This is a genomic window from Bradyrhizobium sp. 199 (assembly GCF_023073355.1).
Classification (GTDB): Bacteria; Pseudomonadota; Alphaproteobacteria; order Rhizobiales; family Xanthobacteraceae; genus Bradyrhizobium.
The window spans coordinates 1,215,808-1,235,549 of record NZ_JADPJI010000002.1 but is presented as its reverse complement, the minus strand read 5'-3'; the positions used below and the strand labels follow the sequence as shown (position 1 = coordinate 1,235,549).

The window sequence follows — 19,742 nt, the reverse complement described above, 5'->3', positions numbered from 1 at the left end:
CGCTGTTGACCAGACCGAACTTCCCAATGCGAATAAGACAACCAATTTTCCAGATAACATAGCCCTTCCCCTGCTCAAGATAATAGACAATTCTAGGTTACCGCATCTTTGTCAGTCAAGTTTCGGTTGAGCTCCGCAGGGCGGCATACCGCCCATTGCCAGGTGTACTTCAATGATCAGATCGCCCGGCGCCGCCCTCTACCATGTCGTCCGTTCAGGCCCGAGGCCCTCGCGACCAATCCCCGAAGCCTTCAACAGAAGGCTCGAATGCGAGCAGGACATTGTGACGCAAACGGCGCCGGAACCCACCGGGGGCGTTTTCGTTTGTCCCATGCTCCCAGGTCATCGCGCATGGAGGTGCGGATGCAATCACGCCTGCAAACCCCGCCAAGCACGTCGCTGCGCGCGATCTCGGGCGTCGCGATATTGACGCTGCTGCTGTCCGCCTCCTCCACGCTCGCCCAGCAGCCGGCGAGCGGCGACGCAGCCCAGCAGGCCTTCAACAATTCCTGCCGCACCTGCCACTCGGTGAAAGAAGGCGACAACCGCCTCGGCCCCAACCTCAACAGGATCGTCGGACGCAAGGCCGGCTCGCTGCCGGACTACAATTATTCGTCCTCGATGAAAGAGGCGGGCTTCAGCTGGGACCAGGACAAGCTTACCCGCTTCCTGGTCAAGCCCGACGAGGTCGTGTCCGGCCACAAGATGCAGCCCTATGGCGGTATCTCGACGGAGGAAGCGGGCAAGGTGGTGGCCTATTTGCAGTCAGCCGGTGGAAAGTAGCGCGCAGGTGCGCCACGCCGTTCTGCTTCACTGCATTTGCCGGCCGCTCACCCGCGCCGCCGCTCCGCGATCACCTTCAGCCATGCCGCCGAATGAAACGCGCTCATCAGCAGATACATCGGCACCATCCCGCCGAGCACGGATCCATGCCCGCCGGTGCAGAGCATGTCTGCCGCTCCCTCGCCGAGCATGGCCGCCAGCAGCGCCATGATCGCGAAGGTCGGCGTCGCCGCCAACGCCAGCCATCTGGCGAGGTGGCGCGCGGCCACCACGCCATCGCCGCAGGCGCCGGCAGTTGCGCTGACGGGACTAGTCACGACCTCCCGCGGCCTCCTCGCGAAAAGCCTTCTCGCCCGCGTCGGAGATCTCGACCCATTTCTTGTCGGGCGCCGCGCCTTCCGTGTAGCTGTCGTGCCAGTTCCACCATTTGTAGGTCGGCGTCTGCGGATAGCCTTGCGGCGAATCTTCCCAAACCTCCTGGCGACCGAGCGCGGTGATGTCGAGGTAATTCCAGGTGCCGCCCATCTGCTCGTCGCCCCGGCTCTTGACGAAATAGGTGCGGAAGATGCGCGCCCCGTCGCGGTAGAACACGTTGGTCCCGTGCCATTCGTCGACGCCGAAATCGGCATCGAAACTGTCGGTGACGGTGACCCACGGCATGGTCCAGCCCATCCGCTGCTTCAGCCTGATAATGTCGGCCTGCGGCGCGCGCGATGCGAACACGAGCGTGGTGTCGCGGGCGTTCAAATGCGCGACATGGGCGACCTGGTCGGCCACCATGGAGCAGCCCCGGCAGGCGTGATCGGGCCAGCCGAACACGCCGGGCTCGAAAAAGGCCCGGTAGACGATCAGCTGCCGCCGCCCCTGGAACAGGTCAGGCAGACTGAGCTTGCCGCCGGGCCCCTCGAACGCATAGGTTTTGGTCACTTCCATCCACGGCATGCGCCGGCGCTCGGCCGCCAGGGCGTCACGGGCACGGGTATGCGCCTTTTCCTTCACGAGCAGTTGCTGACGGGCGGCCTCCCAGTCCTGCGGCGACACCACCGGCGGTGTCTGCATGGCGGTCCGTCCGTTCGTCGCTGCTTTGTCTGCTGACGTCATCATGGTTCTCCAAACTTCCTATCCGGGCGGCAAGTCCGCGTCTTGCAGTCGCAGAACCGTTCGCCCCTCGCCGCATGGTGTCGGCCGTCAACGATTTCTGGCACCAAACGGTGGCGCGGTGGGAGTAACAAGTGTGGCGGGATTGACATGGAGTCGCTGATCACGGCGGCGGCGCGCGCGCTCGCAGCGGGCGATCCGCTCGGCGCGCTGAACCGCGTTGCGCTGCGCAACGACGCGCCGTCGCTGGCGTTGCGCGGCATTGCGATGGCACAGCTCGGCGATCTCGCCAAGGCCAAGTCGCTGCTGCGCAGCGCCGCGCGCGCTTTCGGCCCGCGCGAGGCGGTCGCGCGCGCCAGGTGCGTGGTTGCCGAGGCCGAGATCGCGCTCGTCTCGCGCGACCTGAACTGGCCGGAAAAAACGCTCGCCGCGGCGCGTGCGACCCTCGAAAGGCATGGCGATCTCGCCAATGCAATGCATGCGGGCCACATCGAGGCCCGTCGTCTTCTTCTCCTCGGACGCGCGGACGAGGCTGGGCGTACGCTGGGCGATCTCGGCCCCTTCCCGCTCGCGCCCGCATCGCAAGTTGCCCGCGAACTCGTCGTCGCCGGCATCGCCATCCGGCAACTCAGGACGAAAGACGCGCGCGCGGCACTCGGCCGCGCGGCTCGCGCAGCCCGGCTGGCCGGTATCGCTGCGCTCACGGCCGAGGTCGAACGCACGAGCCTCGTGCTCGATACGCCGGCAGCGCGGCTGATCACGCGCGGCGAGGAGCGCCCGCTGCTGCTCGAACAGATCGAAGATCTCGCCACTTCAGCGGCGCTTGTTGTGGACACGTTCCATCATTCGGTTCGCCGGCAGGACATCATCGTGCCGCTCGGCACGCGGCCCGTGCTGTTCGCGCTCGCGCGCATCCTGGCGCAAGCATGGCCTGCGGATGTCTCGCGCGAAGCGCTGATCACGGCAGCGTTTCAGGCCAGGCATCTCGATGAATCCCATCGCGCGCGGTTGCGGGTCGAGATCGGGCGGCTCCGCGCGAAGCTCAGGCCACTCGCCGATGTGACCGCGACGAAGCAGGGTTTTGCGCTGACACCGCGTAAGAGCCGACAAGTTCTCGTGCTGGCACGGCCCGTCGAGGAAAAGCACGCCGCCATCCTCGCCATCCTCTCCGATGGCGAGCCCTGGTCGAGCTCGGCGCTCGCGCTGGCGCTGGGAGCGAGTGCGCGCACGGTGCAGCGCGCCCTCGACGAGTTGGCGCGATCGAACAAGGTGCAATCCTTCGGACATGGGCGGGCGCGGCGCTGGATGACGCCGCCGATCCCGGGTTTCCCGACAACCTTGTTACTCCCCGGACCGCTGCTGAAGACGTAGAATGGGTGACATCACAGGGATCAAGCACATGAAACGTTCAGCCGCCGAGATTGTCAGGGAGTACGGGCCTTTTACAGGGGTCGAAGCCGTGCATGGCGTCACCTATGACGGCAGCCATGTCTGGTTCGCATCCGGCGACAAGCTTAATGCTGTCGATCCGGCCAGCGGCAAGGTCGCACGCTCCATCGATGTCGCAGCTCATGCGGGCACCGCGTTCGACGGCCGCCACCTGTTCCAGATCGCTGAGGATCGCATCCAGAAAATCGATGCGGCCTCTGGCAAGGTGCTCACCACCATTCCGGCGCCGGGCGGAGGTGGCGATTCCGGCCTCGCCTGGGCCGAGGGCTCGCTGTGGGTCGGGGAATATCGTGAGCGCAAGATCCACCAGGTCGATCCGGAAACGGGTAAGGTTCTCCGCACCATCGAGAGCAAGCGCTTCGTGACCGGGGTGACCTGGGTCGACGGCGAGCTCTGGCATGGCACCTGGGAGAACGACGAGAGCGACATCAGGCGGATCGATTCTGAAACGGGCAAGGTGCTCGAGCAACTCGACCTGCCTGCCGGGACGGGCGTGTCCGGGCTGGAGTCCGATGGCGGCGACCGCTTCTTCTGCGGTGGCGGTGCTAACGGCAATGTGAGGGCGGTCCGCCGTCCCCGCCGCGGCTAGGGCCGTCACGATGGTCTGAATGTACGGCAGCGATGCGGTCGCTGCCGTCCACCCGTTCGCCCCAATTCCACCCGATCGGTGCGCTCTAGCGCCCTCCTCGCCTGCCCTGTAGACTCTCCATCGGGCGGCTTGGGGGACTGATGCGACTAACGTTGAACTTGAGAACTATCCTGATCGGCGTCGCGGTGCTCGCAGCGTCGTTCTTCGCCAGCTTGAAGGCGATGGACTGGCTGTCGCCGCGCGCGACGAATTCGGCGCCGCCGGTCGTACAATTGCCGCCGCTGCCGCCGGTCGCGAAGAGCTCGATCGTGATCGCGCCGGTCGCCATCGCGATATCGGCGATCCGCGAACAGGCCGAGAAGGCCGCGCCGCGCAATTTCGCAGGGAAGGCCGATAACCCGATCTCGCAGATCCTGGAGAACGCCGACATTGGCTGGACCGCGGTGCGCGGGCCGATGGCGGCTAGCGGCGACAAGGACGCGCTGACGATCTCGACGCCGCTCAGCGGCAAGCTGAACGTGACCGGCTCGCTGTCCTCGAAAGCCACAGGTGCGCTCGGCGAGGCGCTCGGCAGCGTGCTCGGTGGTGACGCAGCGAAACGGATCGGCGCAGTCAACATCAAGAATTTGAACGCCAGCGCGGAGATCAAGGGCAACGTGGTCGTCACCTCGCGCCCGAAGCTCGCGGCCAACTGGCACCTCGAGCCCAATCTCGCCGCCCAGGTCAATCTTGGCGACACCAACCTCAACGTCGCCGGTGCCAAGGTCAACGTCCCCGCACAGGTCAAGCCGCTGATCGACAAGAATGTCGGCGAGCAGATCAATGCCGTCTCCGAACGCATCCGCAACGATCCGAGCCTGCGCGAGAACGCGAAGCTGCAATGGGCCAAGGCGTGCCGCTCGATCCCGCTGCAGGGCTCGGGCTCTTCAGCCGGGCTTCCGCCGCTCTGGCTGGAGATGAAGCCGATCCGCGCCATCGCCGCGCAGCCGCGGGTCGATGCGCAAGCCGTGACGCTGCTGATGGGCCTGGAAGCGGAGACGCGCGTCACCTCGACGCCGACCAAGCCGGACTGTCCGTTCCCCGACAAGATCTCGATCGTGCCGCCGACCGGCACCGGCGTGAATATCGGCGTTCCCATCGATGTGCCCTTTACAGAGATCAACAAGCTGATCACGGCGCAGATGGTCGGCCGCACCTATCCCGAGGACGGCTCCGGTCCGGTCGACGTCACCGTCAAGAGCGCCAACGTGATCCCGTCGGGCGAACGCCTGCTGATCTCGCTCCTGGTGCGCGCCAAGGAAAAGAAGAGCTGGCTCGGTCTCGGCGCCGAGGCGACCGTGCACATCTGGGGACGGCCGGTGCTCGACCAGGCGCAGCAGACGCTCCGGCTCACCGATGTCCAGCTCGCGGTGGAATCCGAGGCCGCCTTTGGCCTGTTGGGCGCCGCGGCACGCGCGGTGGTTCCGCAGATGCAGCAGGCGCTGGTGCAGAAGGCGACGCTCGACCTGAAACCCATCGCCGCAAACGCGCGCGAGAAGATCGCCGCCGCGATCGCCGACTACCAGAAGAGCGAGGACGGCCTCAAGGTCGAGGCCAAGATCGACAGCCTGACGCTTGCCGACATCGCCTTTGATTCCAAGACGCTGCGCGTGGTCGCGGAAGCCGGCGGCTCGCTGAATGTGTCGGTGACGAAGCTGCCGTAGATGTAGCGCGGGTCTGCCTACGCCTTCATCGGTCGCCCCCGCTGGCATTCTCATCGCAGGGTGCTAAGCTGTTGCTCGCAACCTCGAACGAGGTGCTGACAGTAGCGGCGAGCCGAGGACAACATGGAAGCCGGCATGGTCACGCCCGCGCCGGCATTGGTGCGTTTTTCCGGCATACAGAAGACCTACGATGGCGAGCACCTCGTGGTGAAGAACCTCGATCTCGACATCAGGAAGGGCGAGTTCATCACCTTGCTTGGCCCGTCGGGCTCGGGCAAGACGACCACACTGATGATGCTGGCTGGTTTCGAGATTCCGACCCATGGCGAGATCTATCTGGATGGCCGGTCGATCAAGAACATGCCGCCGCACAAGCGCGACATCGGCATGGTATTCCAGAACTATGCCTTGTTTCCACACCTGACGATCGCGGAGAATATCGCCTTCCCGCTGTCCGTTCGCAAGACGAGCAAGGCGGAAGCGCAGGAGCGCGTCAAGTCGGCGCTGCGCATGATCAAGATGGAAGCCCTGGCGAACCGGCGGCCCGGACAACTGTCCGGCGGTCAGCAGCAGCGCGTGGCGCTGGCTCGTGCGCTGGTTTTCAATCCGCAGCTCGTGCTGATGGACGAGCCCCTCGGCGCGCTGGACAAGCGCCTGCGCGAGCAGATGCAGCTGGAGATCAAGCAGCTGCACGAGAGGATGGGCATCACCGTAGTCTACGTCACCCACGATCAGAGTGAAGCGCTCACCATGTCGGACCGCATCGCCGTGTTCAACGACGGCGTCGTGCAGCAGATCGACAGGCCCGACGCGCTGTATGAGCATCCGGTGAACAGCTTCGTCGCCCACTTCATCGGCGAGAACAACGTGCTGGCCGGTACCGTCGAGACGGTCGACGAGGGCTATTGCCGCGTCGCGCTGGCTGGTGGCGGCACCGTGACGGCACGGGCGGTCAACATTTCAGGCGCGGGTGCGTCGACCTCACTGTCCGTGCGGCCGGAGCGGATCACCATCCTCCCTGACGGCAGCTCCAGCGACGGACCGAACCGGCTGCCGGCCAAAGTGCAGAACGCGATCTATCTCGGCGACCATGCGCTGGCCGTGCTCGATGTCGCCGGCAACGGGGAGTTCATGGTCAAGCTTCAACCCGGCGCGCATGACAACCTGCGACATGGTGAAAGCGTGTTCATCACCTTCCGCCCCGAGGACTGCCTGGCCCTCGATCCCGTCTGATCCAGACCCTGCGGCATTTCGCCGATGAAGCCGACCTGAAACAATCAACCTGAACGCAACTGACATGAAGAAGGAACCAGGACCATGCTGAAGCGCAAGATTGGCAAGATTGCTCTGGGTTTCGCCGCGGTGCTTGCTGCAAGCGCCGCGCTGGCGACGGTCGCGCAGGCGCGTGACCTCACCGTCGTGTCCTGGGGCGGCGCCTATCAGGATGCCCAGAAGAAGGTCTACTTCGAGCCGTTCAAGAAGGCGGCCGGAATTGCCATGAATGACGAGTCCTGGGACGGCGGCGTTGGTGTGCTTCGTGCCAAGGTTCAGGGCGGTGCCGCCACCTGGGACGTCGTCCAGGTCGAGAGCGACGAACTCGCGGTCGGCTGCGAGGAAGGCCTGTTCGAGAAGCTGGACTATTCCAAGATCGGCGGCGAGGCCGCCTATATCCCGCCGTCGGTCAATCCTTGCGGCGTCGGCGCCATCCTCTACGATTTCGTCCTCGGCTACGACAAGGACAAGCTGAAGGAGACCCCGAAGGGCTGGGCCGACTTCTTCGACACCAAGAAGATTCCGGGCAAGCGCGCCCTGCGTCAGGGGCCGAAGACCACGCTGGAGATCGCGCTGTTGGCCGATGGCGTCGCGCCGAAGGACGTCTACAAGGTGCTGGCGACTGACGAGGGCGTCGAGCGAGCGTTCAAGAAGTTGGACACCATCAAAGGCGACATCGTCTGGTGGAAGGCCGGCGCGCAGCCGCCGCAATTGCTCGCCTCCGGCGAGGTAGCGATGGCCTCGGTCTATAATGGCCGCATCGACACCGCGAACAAGAACGAGAAGAAGAACTTTGGCATGGTGTGGGACGGGGCGCTGTTCACGCTGGACAGCTGGGTCATCCTGAAGGGCAGCCCGAACAAGGACGCCGCCTACAAGTTCCTCGACTTCGTCGGCAAGGCGGAGAACCAGTCGAAACTGTCGGAGAACATTGCCTATGGCACCTCGAACAAGGATGCAGCCGGCCGGCTCGCGCCCGCCGTTCTGAAGGACCTGCCGACCGCGCCTGACAACATCAAGAACGCGGTCGAGATCAACGTCGCCTTCTGGCTCGAGAATATCGACCGCCTGACCGAGCGCTTCAACAAATGGGCGGCGAAATAGGCCGAGACAGCACCGGCGTGCGGCGCGCATTGAAAGCAGCTTCCTCGCGGCCATCCTTCGAGATGCCCGCCTTGGGCGGGCTCCTCAGGATGAGGACGGAGTGTGCGGCAGCGACGTCGGAGAGCCTCATCCTGAGAAGACCGCGAAGCGGTCGTCTCGAAAGACGAGGCGCTTGCTCAGGTCGCTCCAAAAGGTCACACGCCATTGCCACAGCCAAGATGGCGGGAGATGTCCAGTCATGGTGGGGCTTCCAATGACGGCAGCCTCCTCAACCGGCGCCACTGCGTCGGCGGACGTGCCGCTCAAGCGCCGATTGAGGCGCGCGGAGCGGACACGCCAGGTCAAAGCATTGGCGCTGGTACTGCCGCTTCTCGTCTTCCTGCTCTTCACCTTCGCGGGGCCCATCGCCGGCATGTTGTGGCGCTCGGTCGACGACCGGGAGGTGCGTCAGGTTCTACCTCAAACCATAGCCGCTCTCGCTGGCTGGGACGGCAAGGACCTGCCGGACGAAGCAGCCTTTGCCGCGCTGGCAAGCGATGTGCTGGCGGCACGCGCGTCCGGCACCGTCGCCATCGCGGCCAAGCGGCTCAATTACGCGCTGAACGGCTTTCGCACGATCCTGACCAGCACTGCGCGCAACCTGAAGGCCGCGCCCGATCCGGGCATGGCCAAGGAGACGCTTGGCAAGATCAATGCGGCCTGGCGCGAACGCGCGACGTGGACCACGATCAAGGACGCCAGCGGCCCCATCACGGGCTTTTACCTTCTGGCGGCGCTCGACCTGACGCGGAACGTGGACGGCGCGATCATCGCGGCCGCGCCGGACCAGTCCATCTACCGCAACCTGTTCATGCGCACCTTCGTCATCAGCCTCAGCGTCACCGCACTCTGCCTGATCCTTGGCTTCCCGGTCGCTTACCTCTTGGCGGCGTTGCCGCCAGGCCGGTCGAACCTCCTGATGATCTTCGTCCTGCTGCCGTTCTGGACGTCGCTGCTGGTCCGCACCTGCGCCTGGATCGTGCTGTTGCAGAGCAAGGGGGTCGTGAACGACAGCCTGCACTGGCTCGGCATCATCGACGAGCCGCTACGCCTGATCTACAACCGCTTCGGCGTCTGCGTGGCGATGACCCACGTTCTGCTGCCTTTCATGATCCTGCCGCTGTACAGCAGCATGAAGGCGATCTCGCCCGCTTACATGCGGGCCGCCGCCTCGCTCGGCGCACCGCCGCTCACCGCCTTCCTGCGGATCTACCTGCCTCAAACCCTGCCCGGCATCGGCGCGGGAAGCCTGCTCGTCTTTATTTTGGCGCTCGGCTACTACATCACCCCCGCACTCGTCGGCGGCGCTGCCGATCAGATGATCAGCTACTTCATCGCACTCTACACGACCGAGACCGCCAACTGGGGACTTGCTTCGGCACTGGGTGCGGTGTTGCTGCTGGCCACTCTTCTGCTGGCGCTCGTCTATGGCAAACTGGTGCAGGGCCAACAGGTCACGGGAGGCATGAAGAATTGAGCGACAACTCCTCCCTCCGCACGGCCAGCCAGCGCATCGCGTGGACCGCGACCATCGTCGTCTCCACGCTGGTGTTCATCTTCCTGATCGCGCCGATCCTGGCGATCATGCCGCTGTCCTTCAGCTCCGGCTCGTACCTCACCTATCCGCTGCCCGGCCTGTCGTTGCGCTGGTACGACGACTTCATCACTTCGCCTCGCTGGATGAATTCGCTCAAGAACAGCTTGATCATTGGCATCGCCTCGACGGCGCTGTCCATGGTGCTGGGCACGCTGGCTGCGCTCGGGCTGGCACAGTGGAAGAGCCGGTTCAAACCCCTCGTGCTGGCTTTCGTGCTGTCGCCGGTCGTCGTGCCCGGTGTCATCACCGCGGTCGGTCTCTATTTCTTCTTCGCGCCGATCGGACTGACCGGCAGTTATCTCGGCTTGATCCTGGCCCACACCGCGCTGGCGACGCCCTTTGTGGTGATCACGGTCGGCGCGACGCTGCAAAGCTTCGACACCAATCTGGCTCGCGCCGCCGCCTCGCTCGGCGCCTCGCCGCTCTATGCGTTCCGCCGCGTGATCCTGCCGCTGATCCTGCCAGGCCTCGCATCGGGCGCGCTGTTCGCCTTCGCGACCAGCTTCGACGAGGTGGTTATCGTGCTGTTCATGGCAGGTCCCGAGCAGCGCACCCTGCCGCGCGAGATGTTCAGCGGCATCCGCGAGAACATCAGCCCGACCATCACGGCAGCGGCGCTGATCCTGACGACAGTCTCGGTCATCCTCCTCGCCACCATGGAAGCCCTGCGCCGGCGCAACGAACGGCTCAAGGGCGGCGGCTGAGCGGCCGCGACGCAATCTTCGACGTGCCGAGGTCCTCGGTGGCGCTGCCGGTATCCGCGCTGACGCGGGGGAAGAACAAGATCCACATCAAGTCCGGCGCCATCAAGTCGACGAGGCGCCGAAGGTGATGGAGCAGATGCGCAAGACGGAGGTCAACGCCCTTCGCCAAGGCTGGCAACATCCGCATCGACGGCCGCATGGTCCACGATCTTTCGGAAAACCGCTGCGCACTTTTCCGGATCATGCTTTAGCTACCGCACACTCGGTGCTTGGTCGCAAGAGCTCCTCGCAACGACGGTGACGAAAGGACACGACAGCGCGCCCGGTGAAAACCAGGCGCGCTTCGTTCAGGTGGTTACGCGAGCCGCGTTACTCCGAGTACTTGAACTCCGGCATGTTCTTCAGCTCGTCCTTGCTGGCATTGAACACGGCGTGGTCCGGATACCATTTCGACGAGGACGAAGCATTCGCGTTGGCGTTCGTATTGGTCGTCGTCGCCGGCCGGTCAGCGCCCGTCGCAGCGCCGGTCGTCGTCGTCGTCGTGGGCGATGCGGGCCGGGCGGCCGTGTTGTTCGCCCCGGCGCCGCTGTAGGCAACGGCCTCGTTGACGAACTTCAGCTTCTCGTAGGGCACGGCCACCAAATGCTCGCCGAGGCCAAGGAAGCCGCCGACGCCAATCACGGCGATCTTGATGTTGCCGCTCTTGTCCATCAGCAGGTCGCTGATGGTGCCGATGTTCTCGTTGGCTTCGTTATAGACCTTGAGGCCGTCCATCTTCGACGTGCGCCACTGGCCAGACGCCGAGGTGGTCGTCGTGGTGGCGGCAGCCGATGTCGATGGCTTATCGCCAGTGGTCGTCGTCTGCGCAAACGCGACAGTCGCAAGCAGCGCGGTACCGGCCAGGCCAGCCGCGATCGATTTCATCATCATATCGTCCTCTCCTTCAGCAGAAAACTTGTGCGGAGAAAACAGCGCCGGTCACTTGCAGTTCCGTTTGGGCTGCAACTTTCGTCGCAAGTTGGGCGAGCGAGTGGCCATTGTTCCTAAGTCACTCAGGAACATTTTGCGGCGCACGTTTGCCCGGCTGACGATCACGCGGCGCGCGCAATCGCACTTGCACATGGGCGAGGTTGTCGCTGCACGACCGCAATCCGCACGCTGATCGTGCGGATGCAATTGCCATTGTGCAGCAGCGCGGCTTGCGGCGAGCCCGCTATGCCGCAATCGGCGGGTGCTCGACGGCGACCTCGTCGAAAATGGCCACCGCCTCGAAGCGGTAATTGCAGGCGTGGCAGGTCCAGAGATAGGACATGCGGCCCTCGCCCGGCTCGATCCAGTCCGGCCGCGGGATCGGCACGCCGCACTGGGCACAGGGATTGTTTCTGGGAACGCTACCGGAACGCGCCTGGGCGATGTTCGATTTCATCATGGCACCTCTCCCGATTTGCAGCATCTTCATACTCGCTTTCACGCGCCGGCGCGAATGGACAGGCGTGCTGTCGCGAGCGGGGCTCGTCTGACCCGGACGAGCCTGGACGGGGTTTGCGTCCTAACGGCGGCTCGGCACTGCAAAATCAGGCGATGGCGGCGTTTGGTCACATCATCGCCGCCTTCAGAGGGCCTAACGGCAACCGGGTGCAGGTCACTTCCAACGACCGCTGGGATATCTGATGAAGATTTTACGCATTGCCGCGCTGCTCGCGGCTGGATTGACATTGCCGCAGGCCGCTTTCGCGGGTGAAGCCGAATATGCCGAGATGGTCGCGGCCCATGCCCGCGCCAACGGTGTGCCGGAAGCGCTGGTGCACCGCGTGATCGTGCGCGAGAGCCGATATCAGCCCCACCTCGTCGGTCGCGGCGGCACCATCGGGCTGATGCAGATCAAGCTCGCGACCGCCCGCGGGGTCGGCTACACCGGCGATGCCGCCGGCCTGCGCGACCCCAACACCAACCTCACCTATGCCGTGAAATACCTCGCCGGCGCCTACCGCGCCGCCAATGGCGACCACGGCCGGGCGGTTCGCTATTTCGCAGGCGGCTATTACTACGCGGCCAAGCGGCAGCGGCACGAGGCCGTGCAGGTCGCCAATATGGGCGCGACCGATATGGGCCAAACCAGTATGGGTCAGACAGGTATGGGCCAACCTTGGCTGGAGCCGAACGGCAACCCGCAGCCGATGTTCGGCGCCACGCCGCACAGGAAGCTCACCCAGCGCGTCCACAACGCGCGGGCGCAGGTCTTGAAGTAGCTCCCTTGAAGTAGCCTCCTTTGAAGTAGCCTCCCTTGAAGTAGCCTCTCGTGTCCCGGACGCGCTGCAACGCGTAGCGTTGCTGCGCAGAGCCGGGACCCAGCAATCCCGCAAGCATGGGCCCCGGCTTTGCGACGCACCACGCCGCAAAATGCGGCGCGCTGCATCGGGTCCGGGGCACGGCTGAGGTTCCCGCCTAACGCGTTGACCACCCCGCCCCACTGTCCTACATTAGAGCCGTTCCGAGGGGTGCTCCGAGGAGGAGCTGAGATACCGCTAAATGGGCAATACCGCCCAGGACCGCGGTGACCCTTTGAACCTGATCCGGGTCATGCCGGCGAAGGGACAGGGATGTTGCAGACGACCAAGCGACCGGATTCCCCGGTATCCATCATCGGCGCAGGCATTGCGGGCGCCTGGCAGGCTTTGCTGTTCGCGCAGGCCGGCCATGCCGTGACCTTGCACGAGCGTGGTGACGAGGCGATGACCGACGCCACCAGCCATTGGGCCGGCGGCATGCTCGCGCCCTATTGCGAGGCGGAGGTCGCCGAACCCATCATCAGCCGCCTCGGGCTGCGCTCGCTTCATATCTGGCGGCGCGAGCTGCCGGACACACCGTTCAACGGCTCGCTCGTCGTCGCCCACCCGCGCGAACGCAACGATTTCGAGCGTTTTGCCCGCATGACCGAGGACCACCGCCGGCTCGACGCAGCCGGCCTCGCCGAGCTCGAGCCGTCGCTGGAGGGCCGCTTCCGCGATGCGCTGTTCTTCCCGGCGGAGGGGCATGTCGAGCCGCGCCGCGTGCTGCCGCAGCTGCACGAGCGCATCCGCGCCGCCGGCGGCACCATCAAATTCTGCAGCGACGTTTCAGCCACTGATCTCGCAAAAGATTCCGACGGCATCGTGATCGACTGCCGCGGCCTTGGCGCGCGCGATGAGAAGCCGGAGCTTCGCGGCGTCAAGGGCGAGATGATCCTGATCGAGACGGACGAGGTGCAGCTTGCGCGCCCGGTGCGGCTGATACATCCGCGCTGGCCGCTCTATGTGATCCCGCGCGCCGACAATCTGTTCATGCTGGGCGCGACCTCGATCGAGGCCGAGGACACCGGCGTCAGCGTCCGCTCCGCGCTCGAGCTGCTCGGCGCAGCCTACACCGTGCACCCGGCGTTCGGTGAAGCCCGCATCGTCGAATTCGGCTCGGGGCTTCGTCCCGCTTTTCCCGACAACCTGCCGCGTATCGGCATTCACGGCCGCAAGATCAGCGTCAACGGACTCTACCGCCACGGCTTCCTGCTCGCGCCTGCGCTTGCCGAACTGACGCTGGCCTATGTCGAGCGCGGCCAGATCGACAACGAGGTGATGCAATGCAGGTGATCGTCAACGGTGAGGCGCGGGAGATCAGCGCGGCCAGCGTCGACGCGCTCCTCGCAGAGCTCGACTACGAGGGCACCCATTTTGCCATCGCGCTGAACTACGACGTCGTGCCGAAAAGCCGCTGGGCCGAGACGAGCTTGAAGGCCGGGGACGAGATCGAGATCATCACGCCGCGGCAGGGAGGGTGAGGACATGGTGACCTTCTACGGCAAAAGCTTCGCTTCCCGTCTGCTGATCGGCAGCGCGCTCTATCCCTCGCCTGCGATCATGCAGTCCGCGATCCGCGCCTCCGGCTCGAACATCGTCACGGTGTCGCTGCGGCGCGAATCCGCCGGCGGCAAAACCGGTGACGCGTTCTGGAATCTGATCCGCGAGTTAGACGTCACCGTGCTGCCGAATACCGCGGGATGCCGCAGCGTGCGCGAGGCGGTGACGACGGCCAAGCTCGCCCGCGAATTGTTCGGCACGAGTTGGATCAAGCTCGAGGTCATCGCGGATAACGACACGCTGCAGCCCGATGTCGTCGGCCTGGTCGAGGCCGCCACCATCCTGATCAAGGACGGTTTTGAAGTGTTCCCCTATTGCACAGAGGATCTCTCGGTTGCGAACCGCCTCGTCGATGCCGGCTGCAAGGTGGTGATGCCGTGGGCAGCCCCGATCGGCAGCGCGAAGGGCATCACCAATCGCGATGCGCTGAAATTGCTGCGCGACCGGCTGCCCGACATCACGCTGGTGGTCGACGCCGGCCTCGGTGCGCCCTCGCACGCGGCGCAGGCGCTCGAGCTCGGCTATGACGCCGTGCTGCTCAACACTGCCATCGCCAAAGCCGCCGATCCCGTCGCCATGGCCACTGCCTTCCGTCGGGGCTGTGATGCCGGCCGCACCGCTTATGAAGCCGGGCTGATGAACGCTCGCGACTTCGCCTCCCCCTCCACCCCTGTCGTTGGGACCCCGTTCTGGCATGCCGTATCCTGATCGCAACGCGTATCCTGATCGATTTTATCCCGTCGTCGACAGCCTCGCCTGGGTCGAGCGACTGACGAAGCTCGGCGTCGGCACCATTCAGCTGCGTGCGAAGGAGCTGAACGACGCCGACGCATTGCAGATCGTCACCGACGCGCTGGCGATCACGAACGGCACGCAAGCCAAGCTGGTCGTGAACGATTATTGGCGCGCGGCAGTCGTGGCCGGCGCGAAATATCTGCATCTCGGCCAGGAGGATCTGGCTGAGGCGGACCTGAAAGCGATCCGCGAAGCCGGCCTGTCGCTCGGCATCTCCACCCATGACGACGCCGAGCTTGAAACCGCACTCAAAGCAAAGCCCGATTACGTCGCGCTCGGCCCGATCTTCTTCACCACGCTCAAATCGATGCGCTTCGAGCCGCAGGGCATTGCCAAGATCACCGAATGGAAGAAGCGCATCGGGCCCATCCCGCTGGTCGCGATCGGCGGCATCAAGTTCGAGCACGCCGCGGAGATCTTTGCCGCCGGCGCGGATTCCATCGCCGTCGTCAGCGACGTCACCCAGAATGCCGACCCCGATGCCCGCGTGCGGCAGTGGCTCGGCCTGCCTGCGGAGCCGGCGTGATGCCCGCACTCTCTCCCCACCGTCATTGCGAGCGCAGCGAAGCAATCCAGAGTCTCTCCGCAGAGACAGTCTGGATTGCTTCGTCGCATCAGCGCAAAATTGCTGCGCAATTTTGTCGCGAGCTCCTCGCAATGACAGAGCAAGAATTCACAACCGTCGCCCAGACGCAAACACATACGAATTAAACCGGAGGATCCCATGAACATCCGCTCCAACCCCGACAAGACCGTCCCCGCCGTCACCACCGGCCCGCTCCCCTCCTCGCGAAAGATCTTCGCGTCCCCGGATGCCGCGCCCGATCTGCGCGTGCCCCTGCGCGAGATCATCCTCTCCGAGGGCGCCGGCGAGCCGAACCTGCCGGTGTACGACACCTCGGGCCCCTACACCGATCCGAGCGTCACCATCGACGTCAACGCCGGCCTTGCGCGGAGCCGCAAGCAATGGGTGCTGGAGCGCGGCGGTGTCGAGGAATATGACGGGCGCCAGATCAAGCCCGAGGACAATGGCAGCGTCTCCACCGACAAGGCCGCGCGCGCGTTCAGCGCCTATCACAAGCCGCTGCGCGGGCTCGACGGCCACAAGATCACCCAGCTCGAATTCGCCCGCGCCGGCATCATCACCAAGGAGATGATCTACGTCGCCGCGCGCGAGAACCTTGGCCGCAAACAGCAGCTCGAGCGCGCCGAAGCCGCCCTCGCCGACGGCGAAAGTTTTGGCGCCGCGGTGCCCGCCTTCATCACCCCGGAGTTCGTCCGCGACGAGATCGCCCGCGGCCGCGCCATCATCCCCTGCAACATCAACCACAGTGAACTCGAGCCGATGATCATCGGCCGCAACTTCCTGACCAAGATCAACGCCAATATCGGCAACTCGGCGGTGACCTCGTCGGTGGAGGAAGAGGTCGAGAAGATGGTGTGGGCGATCCGCTGGGGCGCCGACACCGTGATGGATCTCTCGACCGGCCGCAACATCCACACCACGCGTGAGTGGATCTTGCGCAACTCACCGGTGCCGATCGGCACCGTTCCCATTTATCAGGCGCTGGAGAAGTGCAACGGCGACCCGGTGCAGCTGACCTGGGAGCTCTACAAGGACACGCTGATCGAGCAGTGCGAGCAGGGCGTCGACTATTTCACCATCCACGCCGGCGTGCGCCTGCAATACATCCACCTCACCGCCAGCCGCGTCACCGGCATCGTCAGCCGCGGCGGCTCGATCATGGCGAAGTGGTGCCTGGCGCATCACAAGGAAAGCTTCCTCTACACGCATTTCGACGAGATCTGCGACCTCATGCGCAAGTATGACGTCTCGTTCTCGCTCGGCGACGGCCTGCGTCCGGGCTCGATTGCGGACGCCAACGACCGCGCGCAGTTCGCCGAACTCGAGACGCTCGGCGAGCTCACCAAGATCGCGTGGGACAAGGGCTGCCAGGTCATGATCGAAGGCCCCGGCCACGTGCCGATGCACAAGATCAAGATCAACATGGACAAGCAGCTCAAGGAGTGCGGCGAGGCGCCGTTCTACACCCTCGGGCCCCTGACCACCGACATCGCGCCGGGCTACGACCACATCACCTCGGGCATTGGCGCTGCCATGATCGGCTGGTTCGGCTGCGCCATGCTCTGCTACGTCACCCCGAAGGAGCATCTCGGCCTGCCCGATCGCAACGACGTCAAGGTCGGCGTCATCACCTACAAGATCGCCGCCCACGCCTCCGATCTCGCCAAGGGTCACCCGGCCGCCCAGCTGCGCGACGACGCGCTCTCCCGCGCAAGGTTCGACTTCCGCTGGACCGACCAGTTCAACCTCGGCCTCGACCCCGAGACCGCCAAGAACTTCCACGACGAGACCCTGCCGAAGGAAGCCCACAAGGTCGCGCATTTCTGCTCGATGTGCGGACCGAAATTCTGCTCGATGAAGATCACGCAAGACGTGCGGGATTATGCGGCGACGCTGAACGATCCGAACTCGATCGGCATGGCGCTGAGCGGGACCGCGGAGGACGGCATGAAGCAGATGAGCGCGAAGTTCAAGGAGATGGGCGAGAACTTGTATCTGGATGCGGAGAAGGTGAAGGAGAGTAATCGGGTGTTGTGAGGGGGCTGTCAGCCCGGGGGCTCCGTCTGGTTACATTAAATAGGGGCGAAGCAAAAGCTTTGCCCCTATTATACGTTTAATGTATTTACACTAAACTACCTTTAGTAGAATTTATGGGCCTCCATTTTTCAATCATTGCACGAGAATCAATATGCCTTGGTCTGATGGGCTTGTCGCCGGAACGCCCGCTCACAGCATTGCCTCATCTGCGAACGCTCGCATAAGGGTTGTCGCTGGACCGGGCACAGGAAAGTCGTTCGCAATGAAGCGTCGCGTCGCCCGCCTCCTAGAGGCTGCAGTCGATCCGAGCACTATACTTCCTGTAACATTTACTCGTGTAGCTGCAGAGGACCTGCATCGCGAGCTAATAGGAATGAATGTTCCTGGATGTGACGAGTTGAATGGCGTTACTCTTCACAGCCTTTCGCTGAAGATTCTCATGAGGAATCACGTCTTGCAAGCGACTGGCCGTACTGCCCGCCCCCTGAATGAATTTGAAATCGCCCCGCTTGTCAGCGACCTAATGCAGGCTCACGATGGCAAAAGAGGCGTCGAACGTCTTAGGAAGGCGTACGAGGCCGCGTGGGCCAGACTGCAACACGAACAACCTGGGTACGTTCAGTCGCCGGCGGACGCTGCCTTTGCAATTGATCTTGGGTCTTGGCTCCTATTTCATGAGTCGATGTTGATTGGAGAGGTAATTCCTCAACTTTACGAGTATTTGAGGTCCAATCCGGCAGCGCCCGAGCGCGCTGAGTTCAACCATATTCTAGTCGATGAATTCCAGGATCTGAACAAAGCGGAACAGGGCGTTCTTCATTTGCTATCGGACATCGCAGACGTTTGTATCGTCGGTGACGACGATCAGTCGATATACAGCTTCAAGCACGCCCATCCGGAAGGCATCCGCGATTGGATTACCATTAACGCAAACGCGGACGACCTTCAGTTAAGCGAATGCCGCCGATGTCCTACAACCGTCGTGCACATGGCAAATAGCCTTATCGGGCACAATCAAATGCGGTTGGTACCAAGGCAACTGACACCACGCCCACAAAACGGAGCGGGGCATGTTCAGATAATTCAATACCAAAATCTGGCCGACGAGGTCGTTGGCGTCGCAGATCGTGTCCAAGACTTGGTGGATCAAGGGACACCACCCGGTGACATCTTAATTCTCGCCCAAAGAGGTGTCATTGGGACCCCGATCTACGAAGCCCTGCAAGGACGCAATGTTCCTGTACGCTCGTACTACTCCGAGGCTGAGCTTGACTCGGAGGATGCGCAACGTCGCTTTGCCCTACTAAAGCTCTTTGCAGATCGAGAAGACCGAGTCGCGCTCCGATGGATCGTAGGACTGCCCGGAAACAACTGGAACGCGAGCGGATATCGACGAGTGAGAGAACATTGCGAAAATGCGGGACTCTCTCCCTGTCAGGTTCTTGGCCAACTCTCTGCGGGCACGCTACAAATTCCGTACACTGCGAACATCGTCGCCGCCTTCGACGAAGTGGTAGCTGAGCTTGATGCTTTGGAGGCGCTTCCGGATTTGGCCGCCGTAATTGACTATCTGCTACCTGCAGCCGACAACTCTGTCCGAGACTTGCGCGACTTAGCCGTTCTCGCACTCCAAGAAGTGGGAACGAACGATCGGGAGGATTGGCTCTTTGCTCTAATGCAAGCCATAAGCCAGCCCGAAATTCCGTCAGAGATTCACGACGTGAGAATCATGAGCCTGCATAAGAGTAAAGGGCTCAGTGCACCGGTCACTATTATCGCCGGCTGCGTCGAGGGACTTCTTCCTAAACAACCGGCAACAGGTACGCCGGCGGCTCAAGCTGCGGCTGAGATCGAAGAACAGCGGCGGCTTTTCTTCGTGGGAATATCGCGAGTGAAGGCGGACTTAGCTAACGGGAAACCGGGCACATTAATTCTTACAAATTCGCGCAGCATGACATTGGCTGGTGCGATGGGAGCAGGCATTACGCCGGCATCGGTACAGTATGGTGTGGCACGACTGCACGCGAGTCGATTTATTGCAGAACTAGGACTTCACGCACCCGCGCCGATTGCTGGGTAGAAACTGGACCGCAAAA

The 19,742-nt window shown here is 63.6% G+C and carries 19 protein-coding genes and 1 riboswitch; of the genes, 15 read left to right on the top strand and 4 right to left on the bottom strand.

Annotation, left to right across the window (positions count from 1 at the left end; translation table 11 throughout):
- The first annotated feature begins 363 nt into the window (after positions 1-363).
- Positions 364-783, top strand: coding sequence for a c-type cytochrome (locus IVB28_RS05890; protein ID WP_247525089.1), 420 nt, complete (start codon positions 364-366; stop codon positions 781-783).
- A gap of 47 nt (positions 784-830) precedes the next feature.
- Here the strand turns inward: IVB28_RS05890 and IVB28_RS05885 are convergent, their stop codons facing one another.
- Both IVB28_RS05885 and IVB28_RS05880 read right to left on the bottom strand, forming a co-directional pair.
- Entirely contained in the window at positions 831-1,100 is a 270-nt protein-coding gene (locus IVB28_RS05885; RefSeq protein ID WP_247525088.1) for a hypothetical protein, read from the bottom strand.
- The gene (locus IVB28_RS05880; protein ID WP_247525087.1) at positions 1,093-1,887 is read right to left on the bottom strand and encodes a DUF899 domain-containing protein; all 795 of its coding nucleotides are present in this window, start codon (positions 1,885-1,887) and stop codon (positions 1,093-1,095) included. Before IVB28_RS05880 ends, IVB28_RS05885 begins: the two co-directional genes overlap by 8 nt.
- A 144-nt stretch (positions 1,888-2,031) precedes the next feature.
- Here IVB28_RS05880 and IVB28_RS05875 point away from each other — a divergent pair, with 144 nt between their 5' ends.
- The 7 genes from IVB28_RS05875 (at position 2,032) to IVB28_RS05845 (ending at position 10,338) form a co-directional block, all read left to right on the top strand.
- On the top strand, positions 2,032-3,252 hold the full coding sequence (locus tag IVB28_RS05875) for a helix-turn-helix domain-containing protein (protein WP_247525352.1): 1,221 nt from the start codon (positions 2,032-2,034) through the stop codon (positions 3,250-3,252).
- 28 nt (positions 3,253-3,280) lie between these two features.
- Positions 3,281-3,919, top strand: coding sequence for a PQQ-binding-like beta-propeller repeat protein (locus IVB28_RS05870; RefSeq protein WP_247525086.1), 639 nt, complete (start codon positions 3,281-3,283; stop codon positions 3,917-3,919).
- A 140-nt stretch (positions 3,920-4,059) separates the two neighbouring features.
- Complete coding sequence (locus tag IVB28_RS05865) at positions 4,060-5,622, top strand: DUF4403 family protein (protein WP_247525085.1); 1,563 nt, start codon at positions 4,060-4,062, stop codon at positions 5,620-5,622.
- 123 nt (positions 5,623-5,745) lie between these two features.
- Positions 5,746-6,855, top strand: coding sequence for an ABC transporter ATP-binding protein (locus IVB28_RS05860; protein ID WP_247525084.1), 1,110 nt, complete (start codon positions 5,746-5,748; stop codon positions 6,853-6,855).
- 84 nt (positions 6,856-6,939) lie between these two features.
- The gene (locus IVB28_RS05855; protein WP_247525083.1) at positions 6,940-7,998 is read left to right on the top strand and encodes an ABC transporter substrate-binding protein; all 1,059 of its coding nucleotides are present in this window, start codon (positions 6,940-6,942) and stop codon (positions 7,996-7,998) included.
- 253 nt (positions 7,999-8,251) lie between these two features.
- The gene (locus IVB28_RS05850) at positions 8,252-9,514 is read left to right on the top strand and encodes an ABC transporter permease (protein WP_247525351.1); all 1,263 of its coding nucleotides are present in this window, start codon (positions 8,252-8,254) and stop codon (positions 9,512-9,514) included.
- Positions 9,511-10,338, top strand: a complete 828-nt coding sequence (locus IVB28_RS05845) for an ABC transporter permease (RefSeq protein ID WP_247525082.1) — start codon at positions 9,511-9,513, stop codon at positions 10,336-10,338. Before IVB28_RS05850 ends, IVB28_RS05845 begins: the two co-directional genes overlap by 4 nt.
- Positions 10,339-10,707: 369 nt before the next feature.
- Here IVB28_RS05845 and IVB28_RS05840 read toward each other — a convergent pair whose 3' ends face one another.
- Together IVB28_RS05840 and IVB28_RS05835 are read right to left on the bottom strand one after the other, a co-directional pair.
- Positions 10,708-11,268 carry a PRC-barrel domain-containing protein gene (locus tag IVB28_RS05840; protein ID WP_247525081.1) on the bottom strand — a complete coding sequence of 187 codons (561 nt, stop codon included), beginning with the start codon at positions 11,266-11,268 and terminating at the stop codon, positions 10,708-10,710.
- A gap of 283 nt (positions 11,269-11,551) precedes the next feature.
- Entirely contained in the window at positions 11,552-11,767 is a 216-nt protein-coding gene (locus IVB28_RS05835; RefSeq protein ID WP_247525080.1) for a hypothetical protein, read from the bottom strand.
- A gap of 241 nt (positions 11,768-12,008) precedes the next feature.
- Between IVB28_RS05835 and IVB28_RS05830 the strand changes: the two genes are divergently transcribed.
- From IVB28_RS05830 to IVB28_RS05800, 7 genes are all read left to right on the top strand, one after another.
- Complete coding sequence (locus IVB28_RS05830; protein WP_247525079.1) at positions 12,009-12,587, top strand: lytic transglycosylase domain-containing protein; 579 nt, start codon at positions 12,009-12,011, stop codon at positions 12,585-12,587.
- A 235-nt stretch (positions 12,588-12,822) separates the two neighbouring features.
- Positions 12,823-12,951: riboswitch (TPP riboswitch) on the top strand.
- Positions 12,939-13,961, top strand: coding sequence for an FAD-dependent oxidoreductase (locus IVB28_RS05825; RefSeq protein ID WP_247525078.1), 1,023 nt, complete (start codon positions 12,939-12,941; stop codon positions 13,959-13,961). Its footprint overlaps the riboswitch before it by 13 nt.
- The gene (gene thiS, locus IVB28_RS05820) at positions 13,952-14,149 is read left to right on the top strand and encodes a sulfur carrier protein ThiS (RefSeq protein ID WP_247525077.1); all 198 of its coding nucleotides are present in this window, start codon (positions 13,952-13,954) and stop codon (positions 14,147-14,149) included. Before IVB28_RS05825 ends, thiS begins: the two co-directional genes overlap by 10 nt.
- A gap of 4 nt (positions 14,150-14,153) precedes the next feature.
- Complete coding sequence (locus tag IVB28_RS05815) at positions 14,154-14,936, top strand: thiazole synthase (RefSeq protein WP_247525076.1); 783 nt, start codon at positions 14,154-14,156, stop codon at positions 14,934-14,936.
- Positions 14,923-15,549: a thiamine phosphate synthase gene (locus tag IVB28_RS05810; RefSeq protein WP_247525075.1), complete on the top strand. Its 627-nt coding sequence runs from the start codon at positions 14,923-14,925 to the stop codon at positions 15,547-15,549. The genes IVB28_RS05815 and IVB28_RS05810 overlap by 14 nt, the downstream gene beginning before the upstream one ends.
- Positions 15,550-15,747: 198 nt before the next feature.
- The gene (gene thiC / locus IVB28_RS05805) at positions 15,748-17,646 is read left to right on the top strand and encodes a phosphomethylpyrimidine synthase ThiC (protein ID WP_247525074.1); all 1,899 of its coding nucleotides are present in this window, start codon (positions 15,748-15,750) and stop codon (positions 17,644-17,646) included.
- Between the two features lie 151 nt (positions 17,647-17,797).
- Positions 17,798-19,726 (top strand): ATP-dependent helicase, encoded by a 1,929-nt coding sequence (locus IVB28_RS05800; RefSeq protein WP_247525073.1) that lies wholly within the window; start codon positions 17,798-17,800, stop codon positions 19,724-19,726.
- The last annotated feature ends 16 nt before the right edge of the window (positions 19,727-19,742 follow it).

Bases quoted from the DNA above. Each gene is read 5' to 3' on its own strand.
- IVB28_RS05890 (WP_247525089.1), top strand. From the start codon at position 364: ATGCAATCACGCCTGCAAACCCCGCCAAGCACGTCGCTGCGCGCGATC.
- IVB28_RS05880 (WP_247525087.1), bottom strand. From the start codon at position 1,887: ATGATGACGTCAGCAGACAAAGCAGCGACGAACGGACGGACCGCCATG.
- IVB28_RS05875 (WP_247525352.1), top strand. From the start codon at position 2,032: ATGGAGTCGCTGATCACGGCGGCGGCGCGCGCGCTCGCAGCGGGCGAT.
- IVB28_RS05870 (WP_247525086.1), top strand. From the start codon at position 3,281: ATGAAACGTTCAGCCGCCGAGATTGTCAGGGAGTACGGGCCTTTTACA.
- IVB28_RS05865 (WP_247525085.1), top strand. From the start codon at position 4,060: ATGCGACTAACGTTGAACTTGAGAACTATCCTGATCGGCGTCGCGGTG.
- IVB28_RS05860 (WP_247525084.1), top strand. From the start codon at position 5,746: ATGGAAGCCGGCATGGTCACGCCCGCGCCGGCATTGGTGCGTTTTTCC.
- IVB28_RS05855 (WP_247525083.1), top strand. From the start codon at position 6,940: ATGCTGAAGCGCAAGATTGGCAAGATTGCTCTGGGTTTCGCCGCGGTG.
- IVB28_RS05850 (WP_247525351.1), top strand. From the start codon at position 8,252: ATGACGGCAGCCTCCTCAACCGGCGCCACTGCGTCGGCGGACGTGCCG.
- IVB28_RS05840 (WP_247525081.1), bottom strand. From the start codon at position 11,268: ATGATGATGAAATCGATCGCGGCTGGCCTGGCCGGTACCGCGCTGCTT.
- IVB28_RS05835 (WP_247525080.1), bottom strand. From the start codon at position 11,767: ATGATGAAATCGAACATCGCCCAGGCGCGTTCCGGTAGCGTTCCCAGA.
- IVB28_RS05830 (WP_247525079.1), top strand. From the start codon at position 12,009: ATGAAGATTTTACGCATTGCCGCGCTGCTCGCGGCTGGATTGACATTG.
- IVB28_RS05825 (WP_247525078.1), top strand. From the start codon at position 12,939: ATGTTGCAGACGACCAAGCGACCGGATTCCCCGGTATCCATCATCGGC.
- thiS (WP_247525077.1), top strand. From the start codon at position 13,952: ATGCAGGTGATCGTCAACGGTGAGGCGCGGGAGATCAGCGCGGCCAGC.
- IVB28_RS05815 (WP_247525076.1), top strand. From the start codon at position 14,154: ATGGTGACCTTCTACGGCAAAAGCTTCGCTTCCCGTCTGCTGATCGGC.
- IVB28_RS05810 (WP_247525075.1), top strand. From the start codon at position 14,923: ATGCCGTATCCTGATCGCAACGCGTATCCTGATCGATTTTATCCCGTC.
- thiC (WP_247525074.1), top strand. From the start codon at position 15,748: ATGAACATCCGCTCCAACCCCGACAAGACCGTCCCCGCCGTCACCACC.
- IVB28_RS05800 (WP_247525073.1), top strand. From the start codon at position 17,798: ATGCCTTGGTCTGATGGGCTTGTCGCCGGAACGCCCGCTCACAGCATT.